At 50.5% G+C, this 23,856-nt stretch carries 21 protein-coding genes; 17 read left to right on the top strand and 4 right to left on the bottom strand.

Annotation, left to right across the window (positions count from 1 at the left end):
- Positions 1-53 precede the first annotated feature (53 nt).
- Entirely contained in the window at positions 54-698 is a 645-nt protein-coding gene (locus tag Pmgp_RS06440; RefSeq protein ID WP_134213157.1) for a thiamine diphosphokinase, read from the top strand.
- A 98-nt stretch (positions 699-796) separates the two neighbouring features.
- Positions 797-2,506 carry an adenine deaminase gene (gene ade, locus Pmgp_RS06435; protein WP_134213209.1) on the top strand — a complete coding sequence of 570 codons (1,710 nt, stop codon included), beginning with the start codon at positions 797-799 and terminating at the stop codon, positions 2,504-2,506.
- A gap of 45 nt (positions 2,507-2,551) precedes the next feature.
- Here ade and Pmgp_RS06430 read toward each other — a convergent pair whose 3' ends face one another.
- From Pmgp_RS06430 to Pmgp_RS06420, 3 genes are all read right to left on the bottom strand, one after another.
- Positions 2,552-4,861, bottom strand: coding sequence for a copper amine oxidase N-terminal domain-containing protein (locus Pmgp_RS06430; RefSeq protein WP_192902819.1), 2,310 nt, complete (start codon positions 4,859-4,861; stop codon positions 2,552-2,554).
- A 140-nt stretch (positions 4,862-5,001) separates the two neighbouring features.
- Entirely contained in the window at positions 5,002-5,487 is a 486-nt protein-coding gene (locus Pmgp_RS06425; protein ID WP_134213155.1) for a hypothetical protein, read from the bottom strand.
- 179 nt (positions 5,488-5,666) lie between these two features.
- Positions 5,667-6,497, bottom strand: coding sequence for an SIR2 family NAD-dependent protein deacylase (locus Pmgp_RS06420; protein WP_134213154.1), 831 nt, complete (start codon positions 6,495-6,497; stop codon positions 5,667-5,669).
- A gap of 189 nt (positions 6,498-6,686) precedes the next feature.
- Between Pmgp_RS06420 and Pmgp_RS06415 the strand changes: the two genes are divergently transcribed.
- From Pmgp_RS06415 to Pmgp_RS06400, 4 genes are read left to right on the top strand one after another with little or no spacing between them, the layout of a single operon-like run.
- Positions 6,687-7,670, top strand: a complete 984-nt coding sequence (locus tag Pmgp_RS06415; protein ID WP_134213153.1) for an ABC transporter substrate-binding protein — start codon at positions 6,687-6,689, stop codon at positions 7,668-7,670.
- Positions 7,645-8,397, top strand: a complete 753-nt coding sequence (locus Pmgp_RS06410; RefSeq protein WP_134213152.1) for an ABC transporter permease — start codon at positions 7,645-7,647, stop codon at positions 8,395-8,397. The genes Pmgp_RS06415 and Pmgp_RS06410 overlap by 26 nt, the downstream gene beginning before the upstream one ends.
- A gap of 4 nt (positions 8,398-8,401) precedes the next feature.
- Positions 8,402-9,136, top strand: a complete 735-nt coding sequence (locus Pmgp_RS06405; RefSeq protein ID WP_134213151.1) for an ABC transporter ATP-binding protein — start codon at positions 8,402-8,404, stop codon at positions 9,134-9,136.
- A gap of 33 nt (positions 9,137-9,169) precedes the next feature.
- Entirely contained in the window at positions 9,170-9,493 is a 324-nt protein-coding gene (locus Pmgp_RS06400; protein ID WP_134213150.1) for a cupin domain-containing protein, read from the top strand.
- 15 nt (positions 9,494-9,508) lie between these two features.
- Here the strand turns inward: Pmgp_RS06400 and Pmgp_RS06395 are convergent, their stop codons facing one another.
- Positions 9,509-9,931 carry a gamma-glutamylcyclotransferase family protein gene (locus tag Pmgp_RS06395; RefSeq protein ID WP_134213149.1) on the bottom strand — a complete coding sequence of 141 codons (423 nt, stop codon included), beginning with the start codon at positions 9,929-9,931 and terminating at the stop codon, positions 9,509-9,511.
- 219 nt (positions 9,932-10,150) lie between these two features.
- Here Pmgp_RS06395 and Pmgp_RS06390 point away from each other — a divergent pair, with 219 nt between their 5' ends.
- The 11 genes from Pmgp_RS06390 to Pmgp_RS06330 all read left to right on the top strand — a co-directional run.
- On the top strand, positions 10,151-10,951 hold the full coding sequence (locus Pmgp_RS06390; RefSeq protein ID WP_134213148.1) for a GGDEF domain-containing protein: 801 nt from the start codon (positions 10,151-10,153) through the stop codon (positions 10,949-10,951).
- 436 nt (positions 10,952-11,387) lie between these two features.
- Positions 11,388-11,726 carry a DUF763 domain-containing protein gene (locus Pmgp_RS20215; RefSeq protein WP_243119751.1) on the top strand — a complete coding sequence of 113 codons (339 nt, stop codon included), beginning with the start codon at positions 11,388-11,390 and terminating at the stop codon, positions 11,724-11,726.
- Positions 11,705-12,196, top strand: a complete 492-nt coding sequence (locus Pmgp_RS06375) for a rubrerythrin family protein (RefSeq protein WP_134213146.1) — start codon at positions 11,705-11,707, stop codon at positions 12,194-12,196. Before Pmgp_RS20215 ends, Pmgp_RS06375 begins: the two co-directional genes overlap by 22 nt.
- A gap of 218 nt (positions 12,197-12,414) precedes the next feature.
- A complete protein-coding gene (locus tag Pmgp_RS06370) occupies positions 12,415-14,349 on the top strand; it encodes a PAS domain-containing sensor histidine kinase (RefSeq protein ID WP_134213145.1) in 1,935 nt (644 codons plus the stop codon).
- Between the two features lie 19 nt (positions 14,350-14,368).
- Positions 14,369-15,823: a sigma-54-dependent transcriptional regulator gene (locus Pmgp_RS06365; protein ID WP_134213144.1), complete on the top strand. Its 1,455-nt coding sequence runs from the start codon at positions 14,369-14,371 to the stop codon at positions 15,821-15,823.
- 639 nt (positions 15,824-16,462) lie between these two features.
- A complete protein-coding gene (locus Pmgp_RS06355) occupies positions 16,463-16,933 on the top strand; it encodes a response regulator (RefSeq protein WP_134213142.1) in 471 nt (156 codons plus the stop codon).
- A gap of 95 nt (positions 16,934-17,028) precedes the next feature.
- Positions 17,029-19,326 carry a chemotaxis protein CheA gene (locus tag Pmgp_RS06350; RefSeq protein WP_134213141.1) on the top strand — a complete coding sequence of 766 codons (2,298 nt, stop codon included), beginning with the start codon at positions 17,029-17,031 and terminating at the stop codon, positions 19,324-19,326.
- 170 nt (positions 19,327-19,496) lie between these two features.
- On the top strand, positions 19,497-20,003 hold the full coding sequence (locus Pmgp_RS06345) for a chemotaxis protein CheW (protein WP_192902818.1): 507 nt from the start codon (positions 19,497-19,499) through the stop codon (positions 20,001-20,003).
- Between the two features lie 41 nt (positions 20,004-20,044).
- Positions 20,045-20,659: a CheR family methyltransferase gene (locus tag Pmgp_RS06340; RefSeq protein WP_134213140.1), complete on the top strand. Its 615-nt coding sequence runs from the start codon at positions 20,045-20,047 to the stop codon at positions 20,657-20,659.
- Positions 20,656-21,255, top strand: coding sequence for an MBL fold metallo-hydrolase (locus Pmgp_RS06335; RefSeq protein ID WP_134213139.1), 600 nt, complete (start codon positions 20,656-20,658; stop codon positions 21,253-21,255). The genes Pmgp_RS06340 and Pmgp_RS06335 overlap by 4 nt, the downstream gene beginning before the upstream one ends.
- A 26-nt stretch (positions 21,256-21,281) precedes the next feature.
- Positions 21,282-23,856: PAS domain-containing protein (locus tag Pmgp_RS06330; protein WP_134213138.1), on the top strand; the 2,575-nt coding region annotated here is incomplete at its 3' end.

Genomic DNA, 23,856 nt, shown 5'->3' with positions numbered 1-23,856 from the left:
AGGTATAATCAATGTTTGTTTGGGTAAAATCCCGGCAGCGGGAGGTTTTTGAGATGAAGTTTTTGGTTATTACCAACGGCGCATACGGTAACCTGGACTGGTACAGAAGCAGGGTCGGCCTTTTTGAAAGGCTGATCTGTGTTGACGGCGGCGCCGGGCGGGCACGTGAGCTGGGCATCATACCGCATTGGATAGTGGGTGATATGGACTCCATAAGTGAACCTGACCGCAAGTTCATGGAAGACGCTGGGGTTTGCTTTGAAGTGCACCCGCCGGAGAAAGACTTTACCGATACGCAGCTGGCCCTGGAGCTTGCTGCAAGGGAGGGCGGCAGGAATATAGTCGTATGGGGCGGCACCGGTTCAAGGCTGGACCACAACCTCTCCAATATTTTCAGCGCGTCTTTTTTTCTGGAGCGGGGCATCGATATTGTCTTTGATTCTCCAGATATGACGGTGTACCTGGTTAAAAAACAACTTGTTATCCCCGGCAGCCCCGGGGATACGGTATCACTTATAGCCATGGGCAGCAGGGTATCGGGGGTGGACCTGCACGGGTTCAAATATCCTCTGAATAAAGCTACTCTTGAGGGCAACTGGCAGTGGGCAGTTTCCAACATTATAACCCAAGCCGAACCGGTTGTCCGGCTGGATTCCGGTATCCTTGCCGTTTTTCACTATAAAACGCCGGTTCCCTAGGTAGACACAGGGTATGTCCCCAACTTATTTTGAGCCAGCTCCAAATTGAGCCTGGATGGCGAATTGCGGAAAAATTGCACAGGGGAAAGGTGCCGCAGATGTGTATTGAAAGCGTAATTGATGTGGCCAGGGGTAAAGCACCGGCCGATATCTTATTAAAAGACGCCCTGGTGGTAAACGTTTTTACCGGTGAGATCCTGAAACAAAGTGTGGCGGTTAAGGATGGTGTCGTCGCCGGAGTTGGTTATTATGACCGGGGTGAAGAGACCTTTGATCTAGCGGGGAGATACCTTATTCCAGGCTTGATCGACGCCCACATCCATATTGAAAGCTCCATGCTTACACCGGCCGCTTTTGCCGCGGAAGTTGTGCCGCACGGTGTAACGACGGTTGTAGCTGACCCGCATGAGATTGTCAATGTGGCCGGCCTGGCCGGACTTGATTATATGATTAAGGCTTCAAGCGGTCTGCCGTTGGATATATTTTATATGATGCCTTCCTGTGTGCCGGCAACTAACCTGGAAACTGCAGGCGCCTCGGTCAGCAAGGTGGAGATAGATTCTTTTTTCAAAAAGCACCCCCGTTCCCCGGGTCTTGCTGAAATGATGAATTACCCGGGTGTCTGCCTGAAAGACCAGGCCGTTTTGGGTAAGATCAGGGCTGCCCGCGAGAGCCGGCTTGTGATTGACGGCCATGCGCCGCAGCTGAGCGGCAGGGATCTCAACGCCTATATTAGTACCGGTATAACCAGCGAACACGAGAGTGTCAGCGCTGCGGAAGCGCTGGAAAAACTTCGCCTGGGCATGAAAATCATTATGCGGGAGGGGTCTGCCGCCAGGAACCTTATTTCGATTCTTCCTATCGTTACTGAGAAGAACTGTCCCAACATACTATTTGGCTGCGATGACCGCAGTCCTGCTGATCTGGTTAATGAAGGGGAAATTGACTTCGTTTTGCGTAAAGCGGTCTCATATGGCCTGGATCCGGTTATGGCCGTGCAAATGGCTACAATCAACCCGGCCCGGCATTATAACCTGCCCGGGTTAGGGGCGGTGGCGCCGGGTTACCGGGCTGACCTGGTTGTTTTACCCAACCTGGCCGATTTCCAGGCGGAAATGGTTTTTAAAGAAGGGGTGTTGGTCGCCCGGGACAACAAACTCCTTGCCGGCCTGCCCGCGCCTGAGGACAAAAGTGTGCGCAATACAGTCTGCCTGCCTGAGTTGAGAGGCCGCTTTGAATTGGATGTTCCTGCCGGCAAAAATCTGGCCAGGGTGATAGAGGTGTTGCCGGACCAGATTCTCACCAGGTGTGTTTTTGTGAGGCCGGCTGAACTTACTGCTGCGCATGATATCGCCAGGGTGGCGGTGGTGGAGCGGCACGGTAAAAACGGCAACGTGGCTGTGGGCCTAGTCAGAGGTTTCAGGTTGGAAAACGGCGCAATCGCTTCTACCGTGGCGCATGACAGCCATAACCTGATTATTGTTGGCCAGTCCGCCGGGGACATGGAACTGGCCGCTAGGACAATTGCCGCAACAGGCGGCGGGCTGGCTGCCGTGTCCGGCGGGAAAGTGCTGGCCGCGTTGCCCCTGCCGCTGGCCGGTTTGATATCCGACCAGGACGCCCGCAATGTGGCGGCGCAGCACGCGGAGCTGCACAAGGCCGCAAAAAAACTGGGTTGTACCCTGCCATCGCCTTTTATGACCATGTCTTTTCTCGCACTTCCGGTCATACCAGAATTAAGAATTACTGACATGGGATTGGTGGATGCAAACCATTTTCAGCTGGTGGATTTGTGGGTGCGGGAATAAATGAAACCCCCGAATTGTCGGGGGTTCTTAGCTTTTTTCAGTTTTTTATATAACGATCTTTATCATCTGGTTTGGCGCATCCCAGTCTACAGTGGCGCCAAAAGCGGTAGCAACTGCTCTTATCGGCAGCATAATCCGGTCGTTATAAAGCTGTGGGGCAACGTCGATTTCCACCCGGGTGTCATTTTTATAAATAGCATTTTCTCCCAGGGTGACTCTGAGGGTTGTGCCTTTAAAGATTAACAGGGCGGTCTGCTTTTCGCTGTCCCAGAAAATATTTTCAGACGGGATACCCAGGGCGATACCGGTAAAACGGAGTGGTATGAAGGTCCTGTCTGAATCTATATAAGGGGAGACATCCATCATAAAAACATCACCATTTACCCGATAAGTCCCGTCACCGATGAAAAATAAAATATTCCTGGCTTCAGGGGTAGTGCCCGGGGTAGTGCCCGGGGTGGTGCCCGGGGTGGTGCCCGGGGTGGTGCCCGGAGTAGTGCCCGGAGTGGTGCCCGGAGTAGTGCCCGGAGTAGTGCCCGGAGTGGTGCCCGGAGTAGTGCCCGGAGTAGTGCCCGGAGTGGTGCCCGGAGTAGTGCCCGGAGTTTGACCGATCACCGCATTAACTACGCTTCCTGCCCAGTCATGAAAAGGGAATAACGGAGTATTTCCCTGATTTACTTCATTTACCGCCGGTCCTCCAACATCTATTTTTATGTCGCCATCTGCCGCAAGGTTTCCAATGTCATAATAAATTTCACTTATAAAGATCGTTCCGGGTGATGAACTGGATGTATTAATTGGTATTATCAGGCGTTGGTTGTTGTCTGATGGGAAATAAGGCTCGCCAATGTCTAAATTGCCGTTTGTTACCTGTACGTTTGGGGAATGTGTAAGGGTAACGTTACTCGGAAAATCAACCCACAATTCTTTAGCTAAAAATATACGCCCAGCGGCTTCCTTAATCTCAATATCCCCGGCTTTTTGTTCTCTGGCGCCCAGGACCAGCGAAGGCTTAGATAAGGCGTTAAGGGTTACGGGGGCCATTATAGTTCCCACTGATGATTCTGCCGAGATACCTGCTGAACCACTCACGGTTATCTTTAACTCACCCTGCGGGGCATCTGCCTGTAAATTTACTTTAGCATCCTTGATAATAATTTTTCCCGGATCATTTTGACTGGCCGTGGTAATAGAAAATTTTACCTGGTTTCCATTGTTTCCCGTTGGAAACGCCTGACCATTATCGGTGTTTGTCGACAACTCACTGACACCTTCAACCTGGACGGTGGGGTATACGTCCCACTTTGCCCAGGAGGGGAGAGATAGTAAAACCGTCCTGCCTTCAAGTAAGGCACCAGGCGCCAGTTCTGTAATGGTTATGTCAGTGATTTTTTGGCCCTTTAAACCGCTATAAAGCGTTTTTAACGTACCTGCCGTAACAGTGTATTTTTGCAGGTCAAAAGTCCCTACTGTTAAGGAACTATTATTAACACTGGCATCACCGTCAACTGTAACGATGACACTTCCGGGTGCCGCTTGATTCTCATCAACTTCAACATCACATTCTATCCGTAATTGTCCTGCAATAGACGACCCGGCTCCTTCAGCGGGCTCTACCCGCATCACCGACTGCCCATACCTGGGGTCACTGGTAAAAGTAGGATCTTTGAGCTCAATATCACGCAGACCCAGTCCAGGGTTGATTACAACTGTGCCGGGAACCCAGGTAAAGCCGCTGGGAAGGGTTAGTTCTAGCCATTTAAAGGCCCCCGGCATATTCTCTGTTACGACAATTGGTCCGATTGTATTATTGCCTGAATTAAAAGAGGTGGTTCTCTCCATAGTAAGACTTAAACTCTTGGCTGACACGTAGGCGATAGTGGGGTCAGGGGCGCCTGCTGAAAAAGCTGAGTTGCCGCTACGATCAACTCTCAGGGTTACAGCGCCGGAAATACCTTTCGGAACGTAAATTCTGTTGATGTAAATTAGGATTTGAGGTACTTTGCCATCACCGCCGGAGGGTTTTTTAACTGCCAGTTCAAAGCCGCGAAAGTTGCTGGGATCTGATGAACTTGGATCAAGAGGGGTAATAGTGACGACTTCTGACGTGCTGCTGTTAAATCCTTGTCCTACGCTGACTACAACGTCAATGGATTGCGTGTTAACGCCGTCATCTGATAAATCATATGTTTTAAAATAGAAGCCTGCCGGCAACCGGAACTCAGCGCGATCTACCTGACTGTCACCGTTAAAAGTGGTTGTTGTTGTTCCTACAATAGTTACTACGCTACCGACTTTCTGAAAACCACCATCAGGTATAGTAGGGCTGGTTGAATAGTATGTGGTGGTAGCCATTGCTGGACTTGCCAACATAATAAAACCTAAAAAACAAATTAAACTTGTTAAAACTCTCACAATTTTCACTGTTCATCTCTCCACATATATTAAAATTAGTGGTGCTATTTGTTAAGTATTTGTTTATATCCATGGTGCTTTTACATTGGTCCCACTACTGATGACATGTGCCCGCACCATTCAGCCGTTTCCTTAAAAACGTCTTGCAGTAAAAACCTGTAAATTGAGTCCGCCAGTGCTTGGAGCTGTTCCTGCGGGGTGAGCGGCCCGTCACTTACACGGTAGATTTCCCAGGCAGGTGTGACGACCTGGCCTTGAATGGTGCTGCCGATAGTAAAACTAATATTTTCTCCTTTAATTACCTGTAAATTGAATAAATCGGCCAGTTCACCGGGGATAACAGGTGTTTGTTCAGAGCTGCCAGTCAGTATCAATACTTTGGGCAGTAGTTTACTGATCAGTTGCCAGGTGATCACGCCTGCCTTGAAGTCACAGATAAAAATCACATCCGGTCTCAGCTCCGGGTAATCCAAGCTTGTTTCATCAACCAGCTTAAAACCGGCATCTTCCCAAACTTTTAAATCCTCCTCGGTGCACCCGGGGGTAAAAATTACAAAACGCCGCATGATACCTCCCCCAAGAATATTTCTGCTCGTTGCAAAACTTTGGATACTAAAAAATGAAGAATACTTAACATATAGCCTTTCTCTCCTGCTGTCTGCTAAAGGCCTAAACCGCAGTTATCTGGAATTTTATCTCAGGAGGTTAACTTATAAATTCTACATAAATCTAAAATATCCTTTTCTTATTCCGACAAAGCATGGTCTATCCCCTGCAGTGCCTGCAGCGCCGTACATGGTATTGAAATATGAGGATTTGGAATATGCGGCTCACGGGGGTTAATCCTGATCACAATGGTCAGACGCTGGCCGCCCAGGTGTTCACTCATCCTGCGGATAGTTGAAACAGCGGCGCCGGCGCCCATCTCGATTACCGCCAGGCGGTCATTCCTGTGCTGGTTAAGGAAACGAATAAAGTTGGTGTTCTGGCGGTCAGTCCGCAGGCTCAGCCAGGAATAGTCCCCGAACATGAGTATATTCGGCCTGGCCACAGCGCCGCAGTGAGGGCAGCGCGGGATATACTGCGCCCGCATGTCGGAGTGGTTCACAGGCACAATCTCATCGTTGGGCCAGATGTCATCGCAGCACGGTGTCAGGCACTGCAGGTAGTTGATGGAACCGTGCACCTCATATATTTTTTCTTCGGCAAAGCCCGCTTTTTGAAAATGTCCGTCCACGTTGGAGGTGACTACAAAATAATCGAGTTTTAGTCTGTCAATCCATGCAAGCAGCAATTGGTAACCGGCGTGCGGTTCGGCAGCGTGGTAGAGGGCGGCGCGGTGGCCGTAAAACCCCCAGCCGAACGCCGGGTCCATGGCAAAGTGAGAAGGGTTGGCTGCTTCGACAAAGCTTATGCCCAAACGTTCGTACAAGGGGTAGGCTTTCCAGAAGCCCTTGTCGCCGCGGAAATCCGGCAAACCGGAGTCCACCCCCATACCCGCTCCGGTGTTTATCACCACAGCCCTGGCATTTTTTATAACCTCCGCTGATTCTTTAAACCTTTCCAGCAACTCCATATTTTTTCTCCTTTATTATTTGACTTGTTTTTCATGTATTTAGTTCAATACGACCAAAGAAATCCTTTCTTGAAATGAACAATTTTTTTATAATCGCGGTCAAAAAAAGGAAAAAAGAAATATATGAAGAAATTTGATTTTTTAATAACTCAAAGTTGCAAGTAAAATTAGAAAAGAGGGGTGGATTAAGTGCGAGAGGTAAGAAGCCTGGTTTTAACGCTTTTGGCAGTGGTTTTGCTGGTGTCAGGATGCACGGCGAAGGATGCGAATGTCAAAAAGCAGGCAGCCGCGGCACCTGAAAAAATTGTGGTGCAGGCGCCTCTGGCGCCACCCACGGCGCCGCTGTACAAAATTTTAAAAGACGGTCAGGTGAACGGAGTAAAAGTTGAGCTTATTGTTTACAAGTCCGTGGAGGAAGCAACCACCCGTGTGGTGAAAGGCGAAGCCGATTTAACCGTGCTGCCGGTCAACGTGGCGGCCAAGCTCTACAACAAGCAGGCCGACATTTCGCTGGCCAATGTCAGCACCTGGGGCATCTTGTCTCTGGTAACCACGGACAAGCAGGTGCAAAACTGGCAGGATCTCAAGGGCAAAGAGCTTTATGTAGGCGCCCAGGGTTCAACCCCGGACGTACTGACCCAGTATTTTATCCATAAGAACAACATCCAGGCAAGTGAGGTCAAGCTGGCTTACCTCAGTTCCCCCGAGATTGCGCAGCTGATGATCAACGGTATAGTTAAATACGCGGTCCTGCCCGAGCCCCAGACAACCCAGGTGCTGATGAAAAACAGCGAGGCTGTGGTAGCCAGGGATTTCTATACCGACTGGCAGGCGTTTGAAGGCGGCGCCGCCCGCCTGCCCCAGGCCGGAATGGTAGTCCGGAACGAATTTGCCCGCACCTATCCCAAAGCGTTAAGCGATTTTCAAAACGCCTATAAGAACGCCATGGAGTGGACTGTGGCGAGTCCCGCCGAGGCCGCTCCCCTGGTGGAGTCCAACATGAGCATGCCTGCCGCTGTTTTTGTCAAGAGTATGGAGCGCACCCACCTGACTTTTGCCACTGGTGCGCAGGCAAAGGGCGATGTGAACACATATCTGGCCAGACTGCTGGACATTTCACCGGAAATGGTGGGGGGTAAACTGCCTGATGAAAAGTTCTTCCTCACTGACTAGGGGCCTGGCGCCCCTTTTCGGTCTGGTCATATTTATAGCCTTATGGCAGGTTGCCTCAGGCTTTTACAACCACGTGATACTGCCTTCCCCCTCAGAGGTGGCCCGTTCCGTGGCTTCGCTGACCATCGACGGCCGGCTGTGGGAGCACGCCAGGCAGTCCATTATACGCGGCCTGACGGGATTCGGCCTGGCGGTAGCCGCCGGTGTGCCGCTGGGCTTGTTAATAGGGGTCAGCCCCCTGCTCTCAAATATTTTCAGGCCGCTGGTTGTAACCCTGCAGGTGGTCCCGCTGATCTCCTGGCTGCTGCTGGCCATGATCTGGCTTGGTTTCAGCCAGGTTCCCGCTTTTGTGGTTTTCGTAACCACCCTGCCTCTGATTACCATCAATACCGTCCAGGGAGTAAAAAACATTGACCTGCAGCTGATGCAGATGTCTGTTGTCTTTCGTATCAGCCGGCCGCGTGTCTTCAGGGAAATTTACCTGCCTCAGGTGCTGCCTTACCTGTTGGCCGGCGTTTCCACGGCGCTGGGCACTACCTGGAAAGCTGTGGCTATGGCGGAGTTCCTGAGTGTTTCACAGGGGATTGGCGCCAGGATGGCTTTGGCGCGGATAAACCTGGAGACTGCGGACCTCTTTGCCTGGACTTTTATTTTGATCGGGCTCGGCCTGATTACAGACAGGCTGCTTACTTACCTGGTTGACAAAAGACTGCGCCATTGGATGTGATCGCATGATCAAGCTGGATCGAGTAGGAAAAACCCTGGGCCGGACCAGGGTTTTAAGTGATTTTTCACTTTGCGTTGAGAAGGGTAAAATAACCTGTATCATAGGTCCTTCCGGCTGCGGCAAGACCACGCTGCTGCAGCTGATGGCGGGTTTGGAACAGCCGGACACCGGCAGGATTACCGGAACGGAGGAAGCGCGGGTCAGCTATGTCTTTCAGGAGCCCAGGCTGCTGCTCTGGAAAACCGTTGCCCAAAACATTGCCTTTGTGCTGCAGGATGTGGTGACACCGGCCAGGCGGCAGGAACTGATTAAGGAATACCTGTCCATGGTGGGGCTTTATGAATACAGGGACAGCTATCCCAAAGCTTTAAGCGGCGGCATGAAACAGCGTCTGGCCTTATGCCGGGCCTTTGCCTACCCGCATGACTTCTTGCTCATGGATGAGCCCTTCAAGTCGCTGGACACGCCGCTGCGCCTGGGCCTGGTGCGGCAGGTGGCCAGGATCTGGCAGGCCAACCCGCAGACTGTGGTCCTGGTAACGCACGATATCATGGATGCGCTGCTGCTCGGGCATAGGGTTATCGTCCTGTCAGCCAGGCCGGCCGCGATACTGGACGATATAAGAATAGACGTGCCGCTGGCGCAAAGAAACGTTGTCCAGGAACCACTGCCGGGTTATCACGCCAGGATGCTGGCAGTGCTGGAAGCGGAAAACAAAAAATCTTTTCCCAACCTTTAAAACCAAGTAAAAATCTTGCTGAGGAGTTGTGAGATGGAAGTAGTCAGGATGTCGGAAGTACCAACGTTTGCCACGCCGCTGGGTTTTTTGGCCAGAAAGCTGCTTGATCAGCCGGCTTTCTTGATTATGAACCTGCTTTTGCAGCCGGGTGAAACAGTAGAAAAACACGTCATGCCGGATGACGCGTTTTTCTATGTGGTTAAAGGCAGCGGTGTAATCATGATCGGCGAGGAAGATACAAACGCCGGTGAAACGGACATAGTTTTCAGCCCGAAAAACACGCCACGCGGCCTTCGGGCCATGCCGGACAGAGAATTTCACGTGCTTATAGTGAGAAGCCCTATTTCAGCGGGATAACCCGCTGACAGAAGCTTATTTGTTTTCCCGCAAAAACCTGGCCCAGTCGCCGTCGGGAATGACCTCGCCATTCTCCTTGAGCCACTGTGCTTTGGAAGGCGGCCACATGTAGAGGTGTGCTTTCACCGTTTGGCCGGACTCCAGCAGTTCCACATCCCGGATTTCCCGGACCAGCAGGCTCTGGCTTTCAACGTCGGTGAATTTTTCAATTTCATCGATTTCCGGCAGGATTACCTTGAGGTCCCTGGTTTCATACAGGACGCCTTTGATCTCTCCTTCGCCGTCCAGAATAACAGGATACCCGTCGCCCGGGACAAGATACATGACACCTTTGGCCCTGGCCTCATAAACTTTGGGCTTGTGAGGTTCAATAAAACGTTTGTAGTTTTTCAGGCCGGGCAGCAGGGTGCCGTACACAAAAAGATTGTTCAGGTACATAAAACACCACCCTTTCTTTTTTAAATGTTATGAAAGAGCCGTTTTAATATATTTATTTTCTTTATTAAGTTATTTTCCCCTTTTTTTGTTTTCTAAATTTTTTTAATCCCTAAAACATCTCATAAAAAGGTACGATTACTTAATTGTACCTTTAATTTATTGTTTTGCCATCTGTGAACATACATAGCATATAATGGATAAGAAAGGAACCTTTTTAAAGTGGTTGATTACGAGTGTCATGTGGTCGAAATATTATGTAAAGGCAGCCGCGGGATTATTTATCTGGCAGTACTGGTCTGGATGATCTGGTTTAACTGGACTCATCACCCGAATTTAAAGAAAACCAAATGGTTGATTTTTACGGGGATTCCAATATCTTTGCTGGGTTTTATAATCAGCCTCTATGGAGAATCATGCCACCTGCCGGTTTTTGTCAAAGAGGTTATAGGGGAAATAATCCTGTCCAATATAGGAATTGCCCTCATTTTAGGCTGCCTTATTTCGCTGGTGACGGAAATAAGCCGTATCTCCCGCCGCCACAAGCAGGAAGCGGAAACCGACCCTCTCACCGGGCTTTATAACCGGCGGGCTTTTGTACTAGAGGCGGACCGTATTCTGAAAAATGCCAGGGACGGCGACGGTACGCCTTCGGTAGCCATTCTGGACATAGACAACATGAAACAGATTAACGATTCCAGGGGGCACCAGTATGGGGACGAGATATTAAAAAAAGTGGCGCTGGTAATAAAAAACAGTATCCGCGCCTGGGATGTGGCGGTTCGTTACGGGGGCGACGAATTTGCCGTTTTATTTCCTGATAAAGGGCCGGAAAAAGAGGTCCTGAAAACGCGCCTGGCTAACAATTTGGCTGGGATCAGCGGTGAAACAGAGAATCTTAATTTGACCCTTTCTCTAGGGTTGGGCCAGTTCCCCGTGGACGGGCGCAATTTGGATGAACTGCTCAGCATTGCTGATGCCAGGATGTATGAGGAAAAGAAGGAAAAAGGTTACAAAGATTAAAAACAATACTTGCCCGGATAATACTAAGTCCATGGTGTTGAAACAAGCTGCTCCATTGCGTAGCGTCGCAAGTGAACTCAGCGAAGCTGAAGTTGCGAAATTGGATTCGCGGGACAGAGGCCAGGGGACACACCTCTGTTTGGGGCATTACTTAGAGGCCGAGGTATGTCCCCAACGTATTTCGCGAAAGCCTAAACTGAGCCAGGACGGCGAATTGAAGGCGGTCCAATTTCGCCCGAAGCGAGCTGGTAGTTCACTCGACGCGGAGCAGAGGAGCCAAGCGGGTTTCAACACCATGGACGGCTTTGTCAACAACCTGAACTGGTATGCATTATTGTCAGCCTGCGATGCAGGAGCGGCAGGCCGGCTTGTTATTGCACAGAACTTATGTTCTGTGTATAATTATTTATAGGGAAGTTTAAACTGAGGTGATCTTTTGAGAACGGGTATAGCCAACCTGCCGCTGCACGGCCACCATTGCCCGCGCTGGCTGTTTGAACGGATGGTCAAACTAAGCTCCGCCATAGTTGAGGCGATAGTAGAAGAATACGGCGCCTATGAAGTCCTTGCCCGCCTGGCCGACCCTTTCTGGTTCCAGGCGCTGGGCTGTGTGGTCGGGTTTGACTGGCACTCATCTATCAGGGCAACAGTAGTGCGCGGAAAAACAACAATTAATAAAATCTTAAGGAAATATATTGCATTTATTAATAAAATAATTGGTATAATTAAATACAAAAACACGGGAGGGAAAACATGGATACAGAAAAGAATTTAAAGACTTCAATTGCCGGCGAGTCACAAGCAAACCGCAAGTACGCCGCTTTTGCCAAAAAGGCGGATGAAGAAGGTTACCCGGCAGTGGCAAAATTATTCAGAGCCGCGTCCGAAGCCGAGGCCATTCATGCAGCCGCTCAGCTCAGGGCAATAGGTGCTGTAAAGTCTACCGCCGAAAATTTAAAAGCGGCCATTGAAGGTGAAACATACGAATTTACCCAGATGTACCCCGGGTTTATCGCTAAGGCTGAAGAAGAAGGGTCAAAACAGGCTAAGATTGCGTTTAATCAAGCCAACGAAGCGGAAAAGGTACATGCCGCTTTATATACAAAAGTACTTGATTCACTTGAAAGCAAACCCGAGGTTGAATTCTACCTGTGTACAGTTTGCGGCAACATAGTTGAAAACGAGGCCCCGGACAAATGCCGGATTTGTAATGCTCCGAAAAAGGCTTTTAAAAAGGTGGAATAAAATCTAATATCTTGTAAAAAGAGCCAAGTTAACTGTTTCTTGATTAATAAGAGCCGCCTCCTGACTCTAGATGGTCGCAAGGGGCGGTGTTTTTATTTCTTTATTAGAGAAAAATGTGCCATAATTAGGCATTTTGAAGAAGGAAGTCTAACTTTTCGCAAGAAGTTATTACTTTGACGTAACATTATATTGAATGACCGGGTTGTGGAGTGAAAAAGATGAAGGACGAGGACAAAACCAAGGACCAGTTGATTAATGAACTGGCCTTGCTCCGCATTAAAAACAGCCGTTTACTGGAAGATTCGAGGGGCCGGGAAAAACATTACCTTTCCATCGCCCAATCAGCCAGAAACGCAATTATTTCAGTTGACAGCGAGGGGCAAATAACTTTTTTTAACTATGCGGCTGAAAACATTTTTGGCTACATGTTTAAGGAAGTGATCGGCAAACCGGTTACCATGATCATGCCGGAACGGTTCCGGGCGGCTTACCACAACGGCATGGTCCAGTTCATTAAAACAGGGAAAACCAAAATTATCGGCAGAACTATTGAGCTGGTGGGACTTAAAAAGGACGGCCGCGAATTCCCCATCGAGATGTACATTTCAAGCTGGAAGTCGGGCAGGGAAACCTTTTTTACCAGCAACATCCGTGACATTACCGAGCGCAAGCAGGCTGAGGAGGAATTAAGGGCCGCCAAAGAACAGCTCGAATCATTTATAAATAATACCGCTGATGGTATAGCCATTTGGGATCTGGAAGGCAGCCTGCTCCAGAACAATAAAGCTTTTGAAGGGATATTTGGCTGGGCCGGCTCGGAAATAAGCGGCATTATGCAAATGGTCCCGGATTATTTAGTTGAAGAAGCCAAAAGGCACATGGAAAAAGTCGTTTCAGACGGGAAAGCGATAACCTATGAAACCGTAAGACAGAGAAAAGACAAGACCCTGCTTGACGCTATTGTGACCCTGACTCCAATCAGGGACAGCGCCAGAAATATTGTCGCACTGGCCAGCACCAGCAGGGACATTACTGAAAGGAAGCGGCAGGAGAATAAACTGAGGCTGGCGGCCAAGGTGTTTGAAAACACCATCGAAGGAATTATGCTTACCGATACTGATGGCCTCATAGAGTGGGTCAACCCCGCTTTTACCAGGATTACCGGGCAGAGAGAAGAGGATGTTATAAATAAGCAGTATTTGCTGGTACTTCAGGGCGCTGAAGAGGTTTTTAAAAAAATACATAAATCTTTACAATCCACCGGTCAGTGGCAGGGCGAGGACTGGCTCAGACACAAAAACGGAGAAGTTTTCCCGGTGTGGATTTCCATGAGCGCGATCAAGGATGAAAGCGGCGCGACGGTACAATATGTGAGCATGCTTAGAGATATTACCGAACAGGTGAAGATGAACAGGGAGAAACAGCGTCTGCAGGAACAGGCCGCCAGGGCGCAGAGACTGGCCTCACTGAGCACCATTTCAGCCGGTATCGCCCACGAAATCAACCAGCCGTTAAACACCATGAAAGTTATAGTTGACGGCATGCTGTACTGGCATAAAAGAGGCAGAATGCCGGAGCATGATAAGATCATAAAAAATCTGGAAAAAATTTCGGCCCAGGTTGGGCGGATTGATGAGATCATCAAGCATATGCGTTCACTTGTGGGCAGCGGCAACGCCACTGAATTTGAGCCGTGTAATTTAAATAAAGCTGTTGGCGACGCTCTCGGCTTGCTCGGCCGCCAGCTGACTTCTCACAAAATCAATGTGGTAAAAAAGCTTGCCAAAGACCTGCCGAAAGTGCTGGGCAACGCCCACAGGCTGGAAGAAGTGGTGATAAACCTGCTGGTAAACGCGATGCAGGCTCTGGATAAAGCCAATAATATCTCCGAGAAAGAAATTATCTGCCTGACCGGCGCAGCGGGGGAAAAGGTGATTCTGGAAATAAGTGATAACGCTACCGGTATCAGTGCCGAAATAATAGACAGCATCTTTGACCCTTTTTTTACCACCAAAGACACCGGCGAAGGAATGGGTCTCGGCCTGGCTATTGTCCAGACGCTGTTGTCCGGCTTCAGCGGGCAAATTGAGGCGTATAACAATGAAAGAGGCGGGGCTACTTTTAGAGTGGAATTACCGGTAATAAAATCCTGAAATTAAGGCGGTGCCGCCAGTGCAGATTCTGCTTGTCGATGATGATCAAGACAGTCGTACTTACGTTGGTGACTTTTTACGCGAGCTGGGCCACGATGTGGTGGTTAGTGAAGACGGGGAAGCCGCCCTTAAAACGTTTCAGGATGGATTTTTTCACCTGGTTATATCAGATATAAAGATGCCCAGGCTCTCCGGCATTGAACTGCTGCAAAAGCTCTCAGCCAGGCCGGACCGGGAGGATTTTGACGTGGTGCTTTTTACCGGCCACAGTGATGTTAACACCGCTGTTGAAGCACTCCGGGCAGGCGCTTATGATTACCTCCTAAAGCCGATCAACGTCGAAGAACTGGCCGCCGTTACTGAGCGCGCCGCGGAGCGCCAGGCCCTGCGCAGGGAAAACAGAGCGCTTAACGAGCAGTTTGAAGTGGTGGTCAAGGAAGCTACGGAGGAAACCAGGCATGAGCTTTCCCGTCTCCGTGAGGCTTACCTTAAATCAGTGGGGCTGGGTGAACTGGGGATTTTTTCGGAACCTATGAAAAAAGTTATACGGCAGGCCGAGAAACTGCAAGCCGACCGCTCCGTACCAGTTCTAATTTCCGGAGAAACGGGAACCGGCAAGGAGCTGATTGCCAGGTATATTCACTATCAATCAGGCGATGCCTCCACCCCCTTTATTGACCTGAACTGCGCCGCCCTGGCGCCCGGCTTGTTTGAAAGCGAGTTGTTCGGCTACGAGGCAGGAGCTTTTACAGGCGGCCAGGCCAGGGGGCAAAAAGGGAAACTGGATTTGGCCAGAGGCGGCACCATCTTCCTGGATGAGATTGCTGAGATTCCTGTTAGCATGCAGGCCAAGCTGCTGCGGGTAATCCAGGAAAAAGAGTATTACCGGGTGGGCGGGCTGAAAAAGTTGAAAACCGACACCCGCATTATTTGTGCCACCAATGTGGATGTCCGGGGCAAAATTGAGGAGGGGTCTTTCCGCCAGGACTTGTACTACCGCCTTAATGTCGGCCATATTCACCTGCCCCCGCTCAGGCAGCGCACCGATGATATACTGCCGCTGGCTCAAATGTTTTTGCTTGGTTTTGCCAGGGAGAAAAGAAAAAGCTTCAAGACCATCACCCATGAGGCTGCCGGTATGCTGCTCTCATATGACTGGCCCGGCAACGTGAGGGAACTCAAAAACACCATTGAGTGGGCGGTTTTAATGTGGGATGACCAGGAGTTGAAGCCCGGCCACCTGGAGATACTGACAGGCAATATCAAATCCAAACCGCAGGCTGCGGCCGGCATTGGAGTGATTGACCACGAGAATTTCTTTCTGCCGCCGCGCAGCCTGCCGCTGGAAGAATACTGCAACAATATCATTTTAAAAGCGCTGGAAAAGTTCAACGGCAATAAGACGCTCACCGCCAAATACCTTGGTATTTCCCGCCGCTCACTTTACTGCCGCCTCGAGCGCCTGGGTCTTTAATCTGACTATAGCAAAACCACCTGCCCAAGTGTACCTGCAGGTCCAGGTGTACGTATAGGTACACCGATACGTACAATATCACCAACAAAGCAGGTAGTATGTCAGACTGCTTTTTTTTGCAGCCTTTGAACAAAAGGTTGCTAAGTTTGTGGACAGAGCCGTCCATGGTGTTGAAACCCGCTTGGCTCCTCTGCTCCGCGTCGAGTGAACTAACAGCTCGCTTCGGGCGAAATTGGACCGCCCTCAATTCGCCATCCCGGCTCAGTTCAGGCTTTCGCGAAATACGTTGGGGACATACCTCGGCCTATAAGTAAGGCTGAAAACAGAGGTGTGTCCCCTGACCTCTGTCCCGCTCATCCAATTTCGCATCCTCAGCTTCGCTGAGTTCACTTTCGACGCTGCGCAATGGAGCAGCTTGTTTCAACACCATGGACTTAGTGTTATCTGTATAAGTCACCGGTCTATGCAACCTTAAACATAAGGTTGCTCTTTTAATTTCAGTCGCTTTTGAGTAACTGGCATGGGGTTTGCTAATAAATTTTTTTACCGCATCTGAGCTATTACCCATTTCCGGCCGCGAGAGGTACGGCCCGGGTTTTAAGCGACAGGGCGTCCCAATACAGTACACGGAGGATTTTTATGAACATCCTGTTAATAGATGATGACGCAGATTGCCTGGACGGGCTGGCTACCGTCCTGGAACCCGCCGGACACCAGTGCGATTTGTTTACTGTCCCCGAGCAGGCGCTGGAAGCTTACCAGCAAAAACAATTCGACGTGGTTGTCACAGATATGAAGATGCCCGGCCTGAGCGGGATCGATGTGCTGAAAAGAGTCCGGACCATTAACACTGAGGCAAGGGTAATCATTGCTACAGGCTACGGCGATGTGGAAACGGCCATTGCGGCCCTGAATTACGGGGCTTACGCTTTTTTCGGCAAGCCGATAGATTTTAATGATTTAATGGAGACTCTTGAAAAAATTGAGTGTGAATTAAAAGGGCAAAAGAAAGAGAAAATGGAGCTCGCGCGCCTGGCCATTGAGTATGCGCGTCTTAAACAAGCTTATGAGGATCTGCTAAAGCTATTAAAAGATAGATCCGAAAAATAAGAGACAGAAAATTAAAACAAGATTAAGGAAAAACAATTCACTTTTATTTATAAAGAAAAGAAAAACCGGTATTAGGTAATGAGGGGTGATTATTTTTGGCTAACGGCGACTATGAAGAGAAGCTGGAAATGGTTAAGTACTTCATAAACGATAGCCGCGAACTGCTAGATGACGTGGAGCCGCAGATTATAGCCATGGAAGAGAAAGCGCTTTCAACCGGAGAGATCGACGGTGTGATTTTAAACGCCATCTTCCGGCTGTTCCACTCGCTCAAAGGTTCAGCCTCCTTTCTGGACCTGCAGACCATTATCAGCGTAACTCACGAGGCGGAAACCTTGCTGGACATCTTCCGCAACGGGCAGGCTGCGGTAAAACCTGCCCACGTGGATTTGCTCATCCGCACCACCGACTTTATCCGCAACATCCTGGATGTGGTTGAGCAGCAGCTGAGTGACGAGGGCTATGAGGACAGCGCAGCCGTAATTGTTGATGACCTGCAGAAAACCATAGCAAATGTTATGGAAGGCGGGACAGAGGAAGAGGAAAATATAAACGCCGGCTGTGACCTGCCCGCAGCGGAAGAAGAACAGCCAGGCGATGAAGGTGAGTACATTCCTACCGGCAATCTTGACGATATGGGATTGGACATAACCCCCGAAATAATGAAACACTTTATTGAAGAGAGTATCGAGATCCTGGACGAGGCTGAAAGCGCGCTGCTGGCGCTGGAGAAAGCCCCCGGCGACAACGAGATTGCCAACCGGGCCTTTCGCGCCTTTCACAGTTTTAAAGGCAACTCGGGCTTTTTAGGCTATGCCGACTTGGAGGAAATCAGCCACCATGCCGAAAGCCTTTTAGGCCAGGCCAGGGATTTGCAAAAACCATGCGACCCGGTTGCCATCTCCTTCATGCTCATAGCCTTGGACATCCTGAGAGACGGCATCCGCCAGATCGACCTGGGTGTCACTCCCGAACTGTCCGGCAAAGCGGAAGTCTGCACCTACCTGGAAAAACTTGCCCGGGAGATGGCTCCCGCTGAAGACCAGGGGCTAAAGGAAAAAGAGCAGGCGGCCGCTCCTCCGGAAAAACCGGCCCAGCCGGAAGTCCGCCAGGAAAAAACAAGCCAGCCGGTTAAAGAGCCTAATGGGGAAGCTTCCGTAAAAAGTTCAGCTGAACAGGAAGCAGGCGACTCGAAGGAAAGACAACAGGTATCCGGCCAGCAGCAGGCCATTCGTGTAGACCTGGAAAAACTCGATAAACTGTTAGACCTGGTTGGCGAACTGGTTATCTCGGAAGCCATGGTTGCCAACAACCCCGACCTGAGAGGCCTGCAGCTGGACCGTTTCGAAAAAGCAGTGCTCCAGCTTGACAAAATAACCAGAGACATCCAGGAAGTAGCCATGTCCATGCGCATGATCCCTCTTAGCGGCACCTTCCGCAAGATGGTGCGGCTCGTGCGCGATTTGGCCCAGAAAGCCAATAAGAAAGTCACCCTTGAGATCACCGGTGAAGAGACCGAAGTGGACAAAACCATCATTGAACAGATCTCCGACCCGCTGGTGCACCTGATCCGCAACGCCGTGGACCACGGCATCGAGAGCGCTGAAGAGCGGCTGGCCGCCGGCAAGCCGGAGACCGGCAGAGTCAGTATCGAAGCCAAACACTCGGCCGGTGAAGTCTGGATCGTCGTGGAGGACGACGGCAAAGGCCTGGACCGCGACAGGATCTTCAATAAGGCGGTGGAGAAAGGGCTGCTGCGCAGCGAAGACCGTGATTTAAAAGATGAGGAAGTATTTAAGTTGATTTTTGAACCTGGATTTTCCACTGCGGAAAAAGTGTCAAGCATATCCGGACGGGGTGTCGGCATGGACGTTGTCAAGCGCAACATAGAAAAGCTGCGCGGCAAAGTGGACGTGCGCAGCCGGCCCGGTTCCGGCACCATGTTCGCCGTGCGCATACCACTTACCCTGGCTATTATCGAAGGCATGGTGGTAAAAGTAGGGCAGAACAGGTATACAATACCGATTAACTCCATCAAAGAATCGCTGCAGCCCAAAGAGGGGCAGATCACCCGTACCCCTGACAATCTAGAGCTGGTCAGCATCCGCGGTGAGCTTCTGCCGGTAATCAGGCTGCATGAACTATACCAGGTCAGTTCAAACTTTCGCCGCCTGACCGACGGTATCTTGATAGTGGTAGAAAACGAAGAAAAGAAATGCAGCCTTTTCGTGGACGAAGTGATCGGCCAGCAGCAGATTGTAATTAAAGGGCTGTCCAGTTACCTGGGCCACGTTAAGAGCATTTCCGGCTGCGCCATCCTGGGCGACGGAGACATCAGCATGATTCTTGATATAGACGATTTAATCAACTCAGTTGAGGGAGTACTTAATTAGAAGAAGACAGAATTCAGAATCCAGAATTCAAAGAATTAAAGAAAAGACTTATATAAAGAATCAAGCAAAGAGATTTAAAGAGACAACGAGACAGAAGTTATCCTTTATTCTAACTTCTGACTCCTGTCTCCTGTATTCCCAGATCACTATTATAACGGAGGTGAGACATAATGAGCTTAAAAGAGAGGCTGGACGCGGACCTGTTGGAGGACGAGTATGAGGAAGATGAAGATACCCAGGAGGATAAATTTCTGACCTTCATCTTGTGCCAGGAAGAGTATGGTATTGAAATCAGGCATGTTACGGAGATCATCGGTATCCAGAACATAACCGAGGTGCCCGACATGCCCCACTACATCAAGGGCGTAATCAACCTGCGGGGCAAGGTTATCCCGGTGATGGACGTACGCCTGCGCTTCGGGCTGGAAGAGCGGGAATACGACGACCGCACTTGTATCATTGTAATCAACATTGACGAGCAGTCAGTAGGGCTGATCGTCGACCGTGTATCAGAAGTTATGGATATTCCCAAGGGCGAGGTTGAGCCGCCGCCCAAGGTTAAAAGAGGCGAGAGCAGCCGTTTCATCCAGGGTATGGGCAAGGTCGGCGACCGCGTCAAGATCCTGCTCAACGCCCACCAGCTGCTGTTTGACTTTAACAAGGGGGAGGAAATGTAATGGCTGCAGGCTGACATGAAATGACGGGAGAATGAAGAGCAATGGCCTTTACTTATTTTTTTCGTGATATGCATACTCTGGAGCTGATTGTAAAACATGTTGTGCCGTCTGTAGCCGGGTTCAGCAAGATCCGGGTCTGGGACGCGGGCTGCGCCATGGGCCCGGAGCCTTATTCAATGGCCATAATGTTTGCTGAGAATATGGGGCGGTTTGCTTTTCGCAACTTCCGGATAGACGCGACGGATATCGACGGCAGCAACCTGTTTGGCAAGGTTATCTCAGACGGTTTGTACCCGGAGGACGACCTCAAGCGGATCCCGCGAGGCCTGTTTGAAAAGTACTTTCAGCCGGGAGAAAAGGCAGGCTATTACAAGATTGATGAAGTGATCAGGACCAAGGTGTTCTTCAGCAAGCACGACCTGCTTACACTAAAGCCTGTCGGGAGCGGTTTCAACTTGATCCTGTGCAAGAATGTGCTCCTGCACTTTCAGCCGGCTGAGCGGGTTGAAGTGATTAAAATGTTCCACGCGGCTTTGGCGCCCGGCGGGTACTTTGCCACAGAGCAAACCCAAAAAATGCCGCCTGAAACAGCTCACCTATTTAGACAGGTGGCGGCTGACGCCCAGTTATTTCAGAAAATTGAGGCAAAACAATGAAAGTAATCAGCCTCAGGTGCAACAGCAAAATATATTGCTGCAATTCCTACCTGGTACTGGGCAGCTGGAACCGTTTGGAAGATGTGAATACCCTGGTGGATATAGGCCCGGATGGTTATATCATCGAAGAAATCGGCAAGTCGTCCACAGGGGTGGGCAAAAAGCCGGTAGAGCAGGTGGTCCTGACGCACGGCCACTTTGACCACGCCGGCGGGCTTAAATACATAATTGAAAAGTATCAGCCGGTGGTATACGCGTTTACCAGGACGGAGGGAGTGAGCAGGATTGTTTCGGACGGCCAGGTCCTGCGCCTGGGAGACCGTGATTTCGAGGTCATACACACGCCCGGGCACTCCAACGACTCCATCTGTCTTTACTGCGCGGAGGATAAGACGCTGTTTTCCGGTGACACTCCGCTCAGGATCAGGACCCCGGGGGGATCATATTCCTGGGAATTCGTTAAATCCTTAGAGAAAATAGCCGGCCGTGCCGTAGAGGTTATTTTTTCCGGTCATGACGGCCGCATAACTGAGAACACAAGTGAAATAATCCTGGAAACACTCGTAAATGTAAAAAAAAGCCAGATTGTATCTTGAAATAATATTAAAGAGGAGGTAGAGCGGTGAAACTAAAAATCGGATCTAAAGTGACTACAGGTTTTTTGGTCGTCTTGCTGCTGATGTTAGTTATGGGTATTACCTCAATAGTTTCAACCAGGTCAGTAGCCAAAGGGATCAACACGATGGATGCGGTTAACGGGCGGCTGTCGCTACAGAAAGATATAGACAGCAACTTTAACGCTGCCGTTGCTGGTATACGCGGCTACATCGCTTACGGGACCACCAAGTTCAAAGATGAGTACAACAGCAATATGAAGCTGGTTTTGGATGCGGAAAAGAAACTGCTCGAAGTCAGCGCTCCGGATAAAAAACCTGAAGTGCAAAAATTAATTGAAGTGACCAACAGCTACAACCAGGGTATTACCAATGACTTGATGCCGGTCATTGAAAGGCAGTACAAGACTACAGACCCTGCCGTAATCCAGGCTGAGCAGCAAGAGGTTTCCAGGATCGCCGGGAATCTGGTGCCTGTAACCAACCAGCTCAAAGAAATTGTTAACAGCCTGGTCACCAGCAACCAAAAGGTGTTTGAGGATAACATCAAAGCCGCCAGCAGCGGCACCAGCAGTGTCATCTACACCATCCTAATCATAAGTGTCATTGCCCTGCTGCTTGGCCTGGCCTTAAGCTTCTTTATCACCAGATCAGTCAGCGGCATCATCAAGTCGCTGCTCACTGAAAGCGGCAGGCTGACTGAAGCGGCCAAAGCAGGCAAGCTGGACGCGCGGGGCGATGTGAACAAAATCGATCCTGAGTTTCAGGGGGTCATTCAGGGCATTAACGACACTCTGGACGCTGTAATCGGCCCGCTTAACGTGGCAGCGGAGTACATTGACCGGATCTCCAAAGGCGACACCCCGCCGAAAATAACCGATAATTACAATGGAGACTTTAACGAGATTAAAAACAACCTGAACATGTGCATCGACACGATCGGAGTACTTGTTGACGAGGTAGGAGTGGTAATCGGCGCCGGCAGTGAAGGGAAACTGGACCAGCGGGCCAACGCCGACCGGACGACCGGTGTCTGGCGCAAGATCTTGAGAGGTGTCAACAACGCCATGGACGGAGTGATCGGACCGCTGAACGTGGCGGCCGAATATGTGGACCGGATCGCCAAGGGAGAAATTCCCCCCCGCATAACCGAGGCCTACAACGGGGACTTCAATGAAATTAAGAACAACCTGAACACGCTTATTGACGTGACCGCCGAGAATAAAGAGCGGGTGGAGGAAATGCTGCGCATCAAGGGAGCTGTTGAAGCGTCCGCCGCGCCCATTGTCATCACCGACAAAAAAGGTGTCAAGCTCCTTTCTCAGAACAAGGCCTTCAACAGCCTTTTCGGGTACAACATCGACCAGATTAACGCCGCCGGCGGCCTGCCAGCGATATTTGTGGACGCGGCAACCGGGCGCGACTGCTGGAAGAGCATCATGAGCGGGAAAACCTGGCAGAACGAGCTTGAACTGCGCACGCGGGAAAACAAGATTATACCTTCTACAATGTGCGCTGACGCTGTAAAGAATGAAAAAGGTGAAATCATAGGCTGCTTCGGTGTGATCAACGACATCACCGAACAGAAAGTGGTTTTAAAAGCGGTGCGGGAACTGGTGGAAAAGGCCAAGGCAGGCGACCTCTCAGCCCGCGCCGATGTGGCCGCCAGCGGGGATTACAAAAACCTGGTGGACGGTATCAACCAGATGCTGGACGCGGTTATCGGGCCTTTGAACATGTCGGCGGAATATATCGACCGGATCGCCAAAGGCGACACGCCGCCTGAAATTACGGACGAGTACAAGGGCGACTTTAATGAAATAAAGAACAACCTGAACTCGCTGATTGGCACTATTCACACGCTGGTTGACGAAGTAGGCGTGGTAATCGGCGCCGGCAGCGAAGGGAAACTGGACCAGCGGGCCAACGCCGACAGGACGCAGGGTGTCTGGCGCAAGATCCTGAGGGGCGTTAACAACGCCATGGATGGGGTTATCGGGCCGCTCAACGTGGCGGCGGAATATGTGGACCGCATCGCCAAAGGCGACACGCCGCCTGAGATTACGGATGAGTACAAAGGTGACTTCAACGTAATCAAGAACAACCTTAACACCTGCATTGGCATGATTCATGTTCTGGTTGACGAAGTAGGCGTGGTAATCGGCGCCGGCAGCGAAGGGAAACTGGACCAGCGGGCTAACGCCGACAGGGCGCAGGGCGTCTGGCGCAAGATCCTGAGAGGTGTCAACAACGCCATGGACGGAGTCATCGCTCCGCTTAACGTGGCGGCTGAATATGTCGACCGTATTTCCAAGGGCGACATTCCGCCGAAGATTACCGATGAATACAAAGGCGACTTCAACGAAATTAAGAACAACCTCAACGGCTGCATCGACGCTATCGGCGGTTTGCTTAAGCAAGCGGAAGCGCTGATCACGGCGGTCAAGGAAGGCAAACTGGAGACACGCGGCAATGAGGCGGCCTTCAGCGGGGACTGGGGCAGACTGGTCGGCGGCATGAACGGATTGATAGAAGCAGTAAACGAGCCGATTGAGGAGTTGCTTGCTGTCTTGACCCGGATGG

The organism is Pelotomaculum propionicicum (assembly GCF_004369225.1).
In the GTDB taxonomy this organism is placed as follows: Bacteria; Bacillota; Desulfotomaculia; order Desulfotomaculales; family Pelotomaculaceae; genus Pelotomaculum_B; species Pelotomaculum_B propionicicum.
Note: the sequence above shows the minus strand (reverse complement) of the source record. Positions and strands in the feature narration are given on the sequence as shown.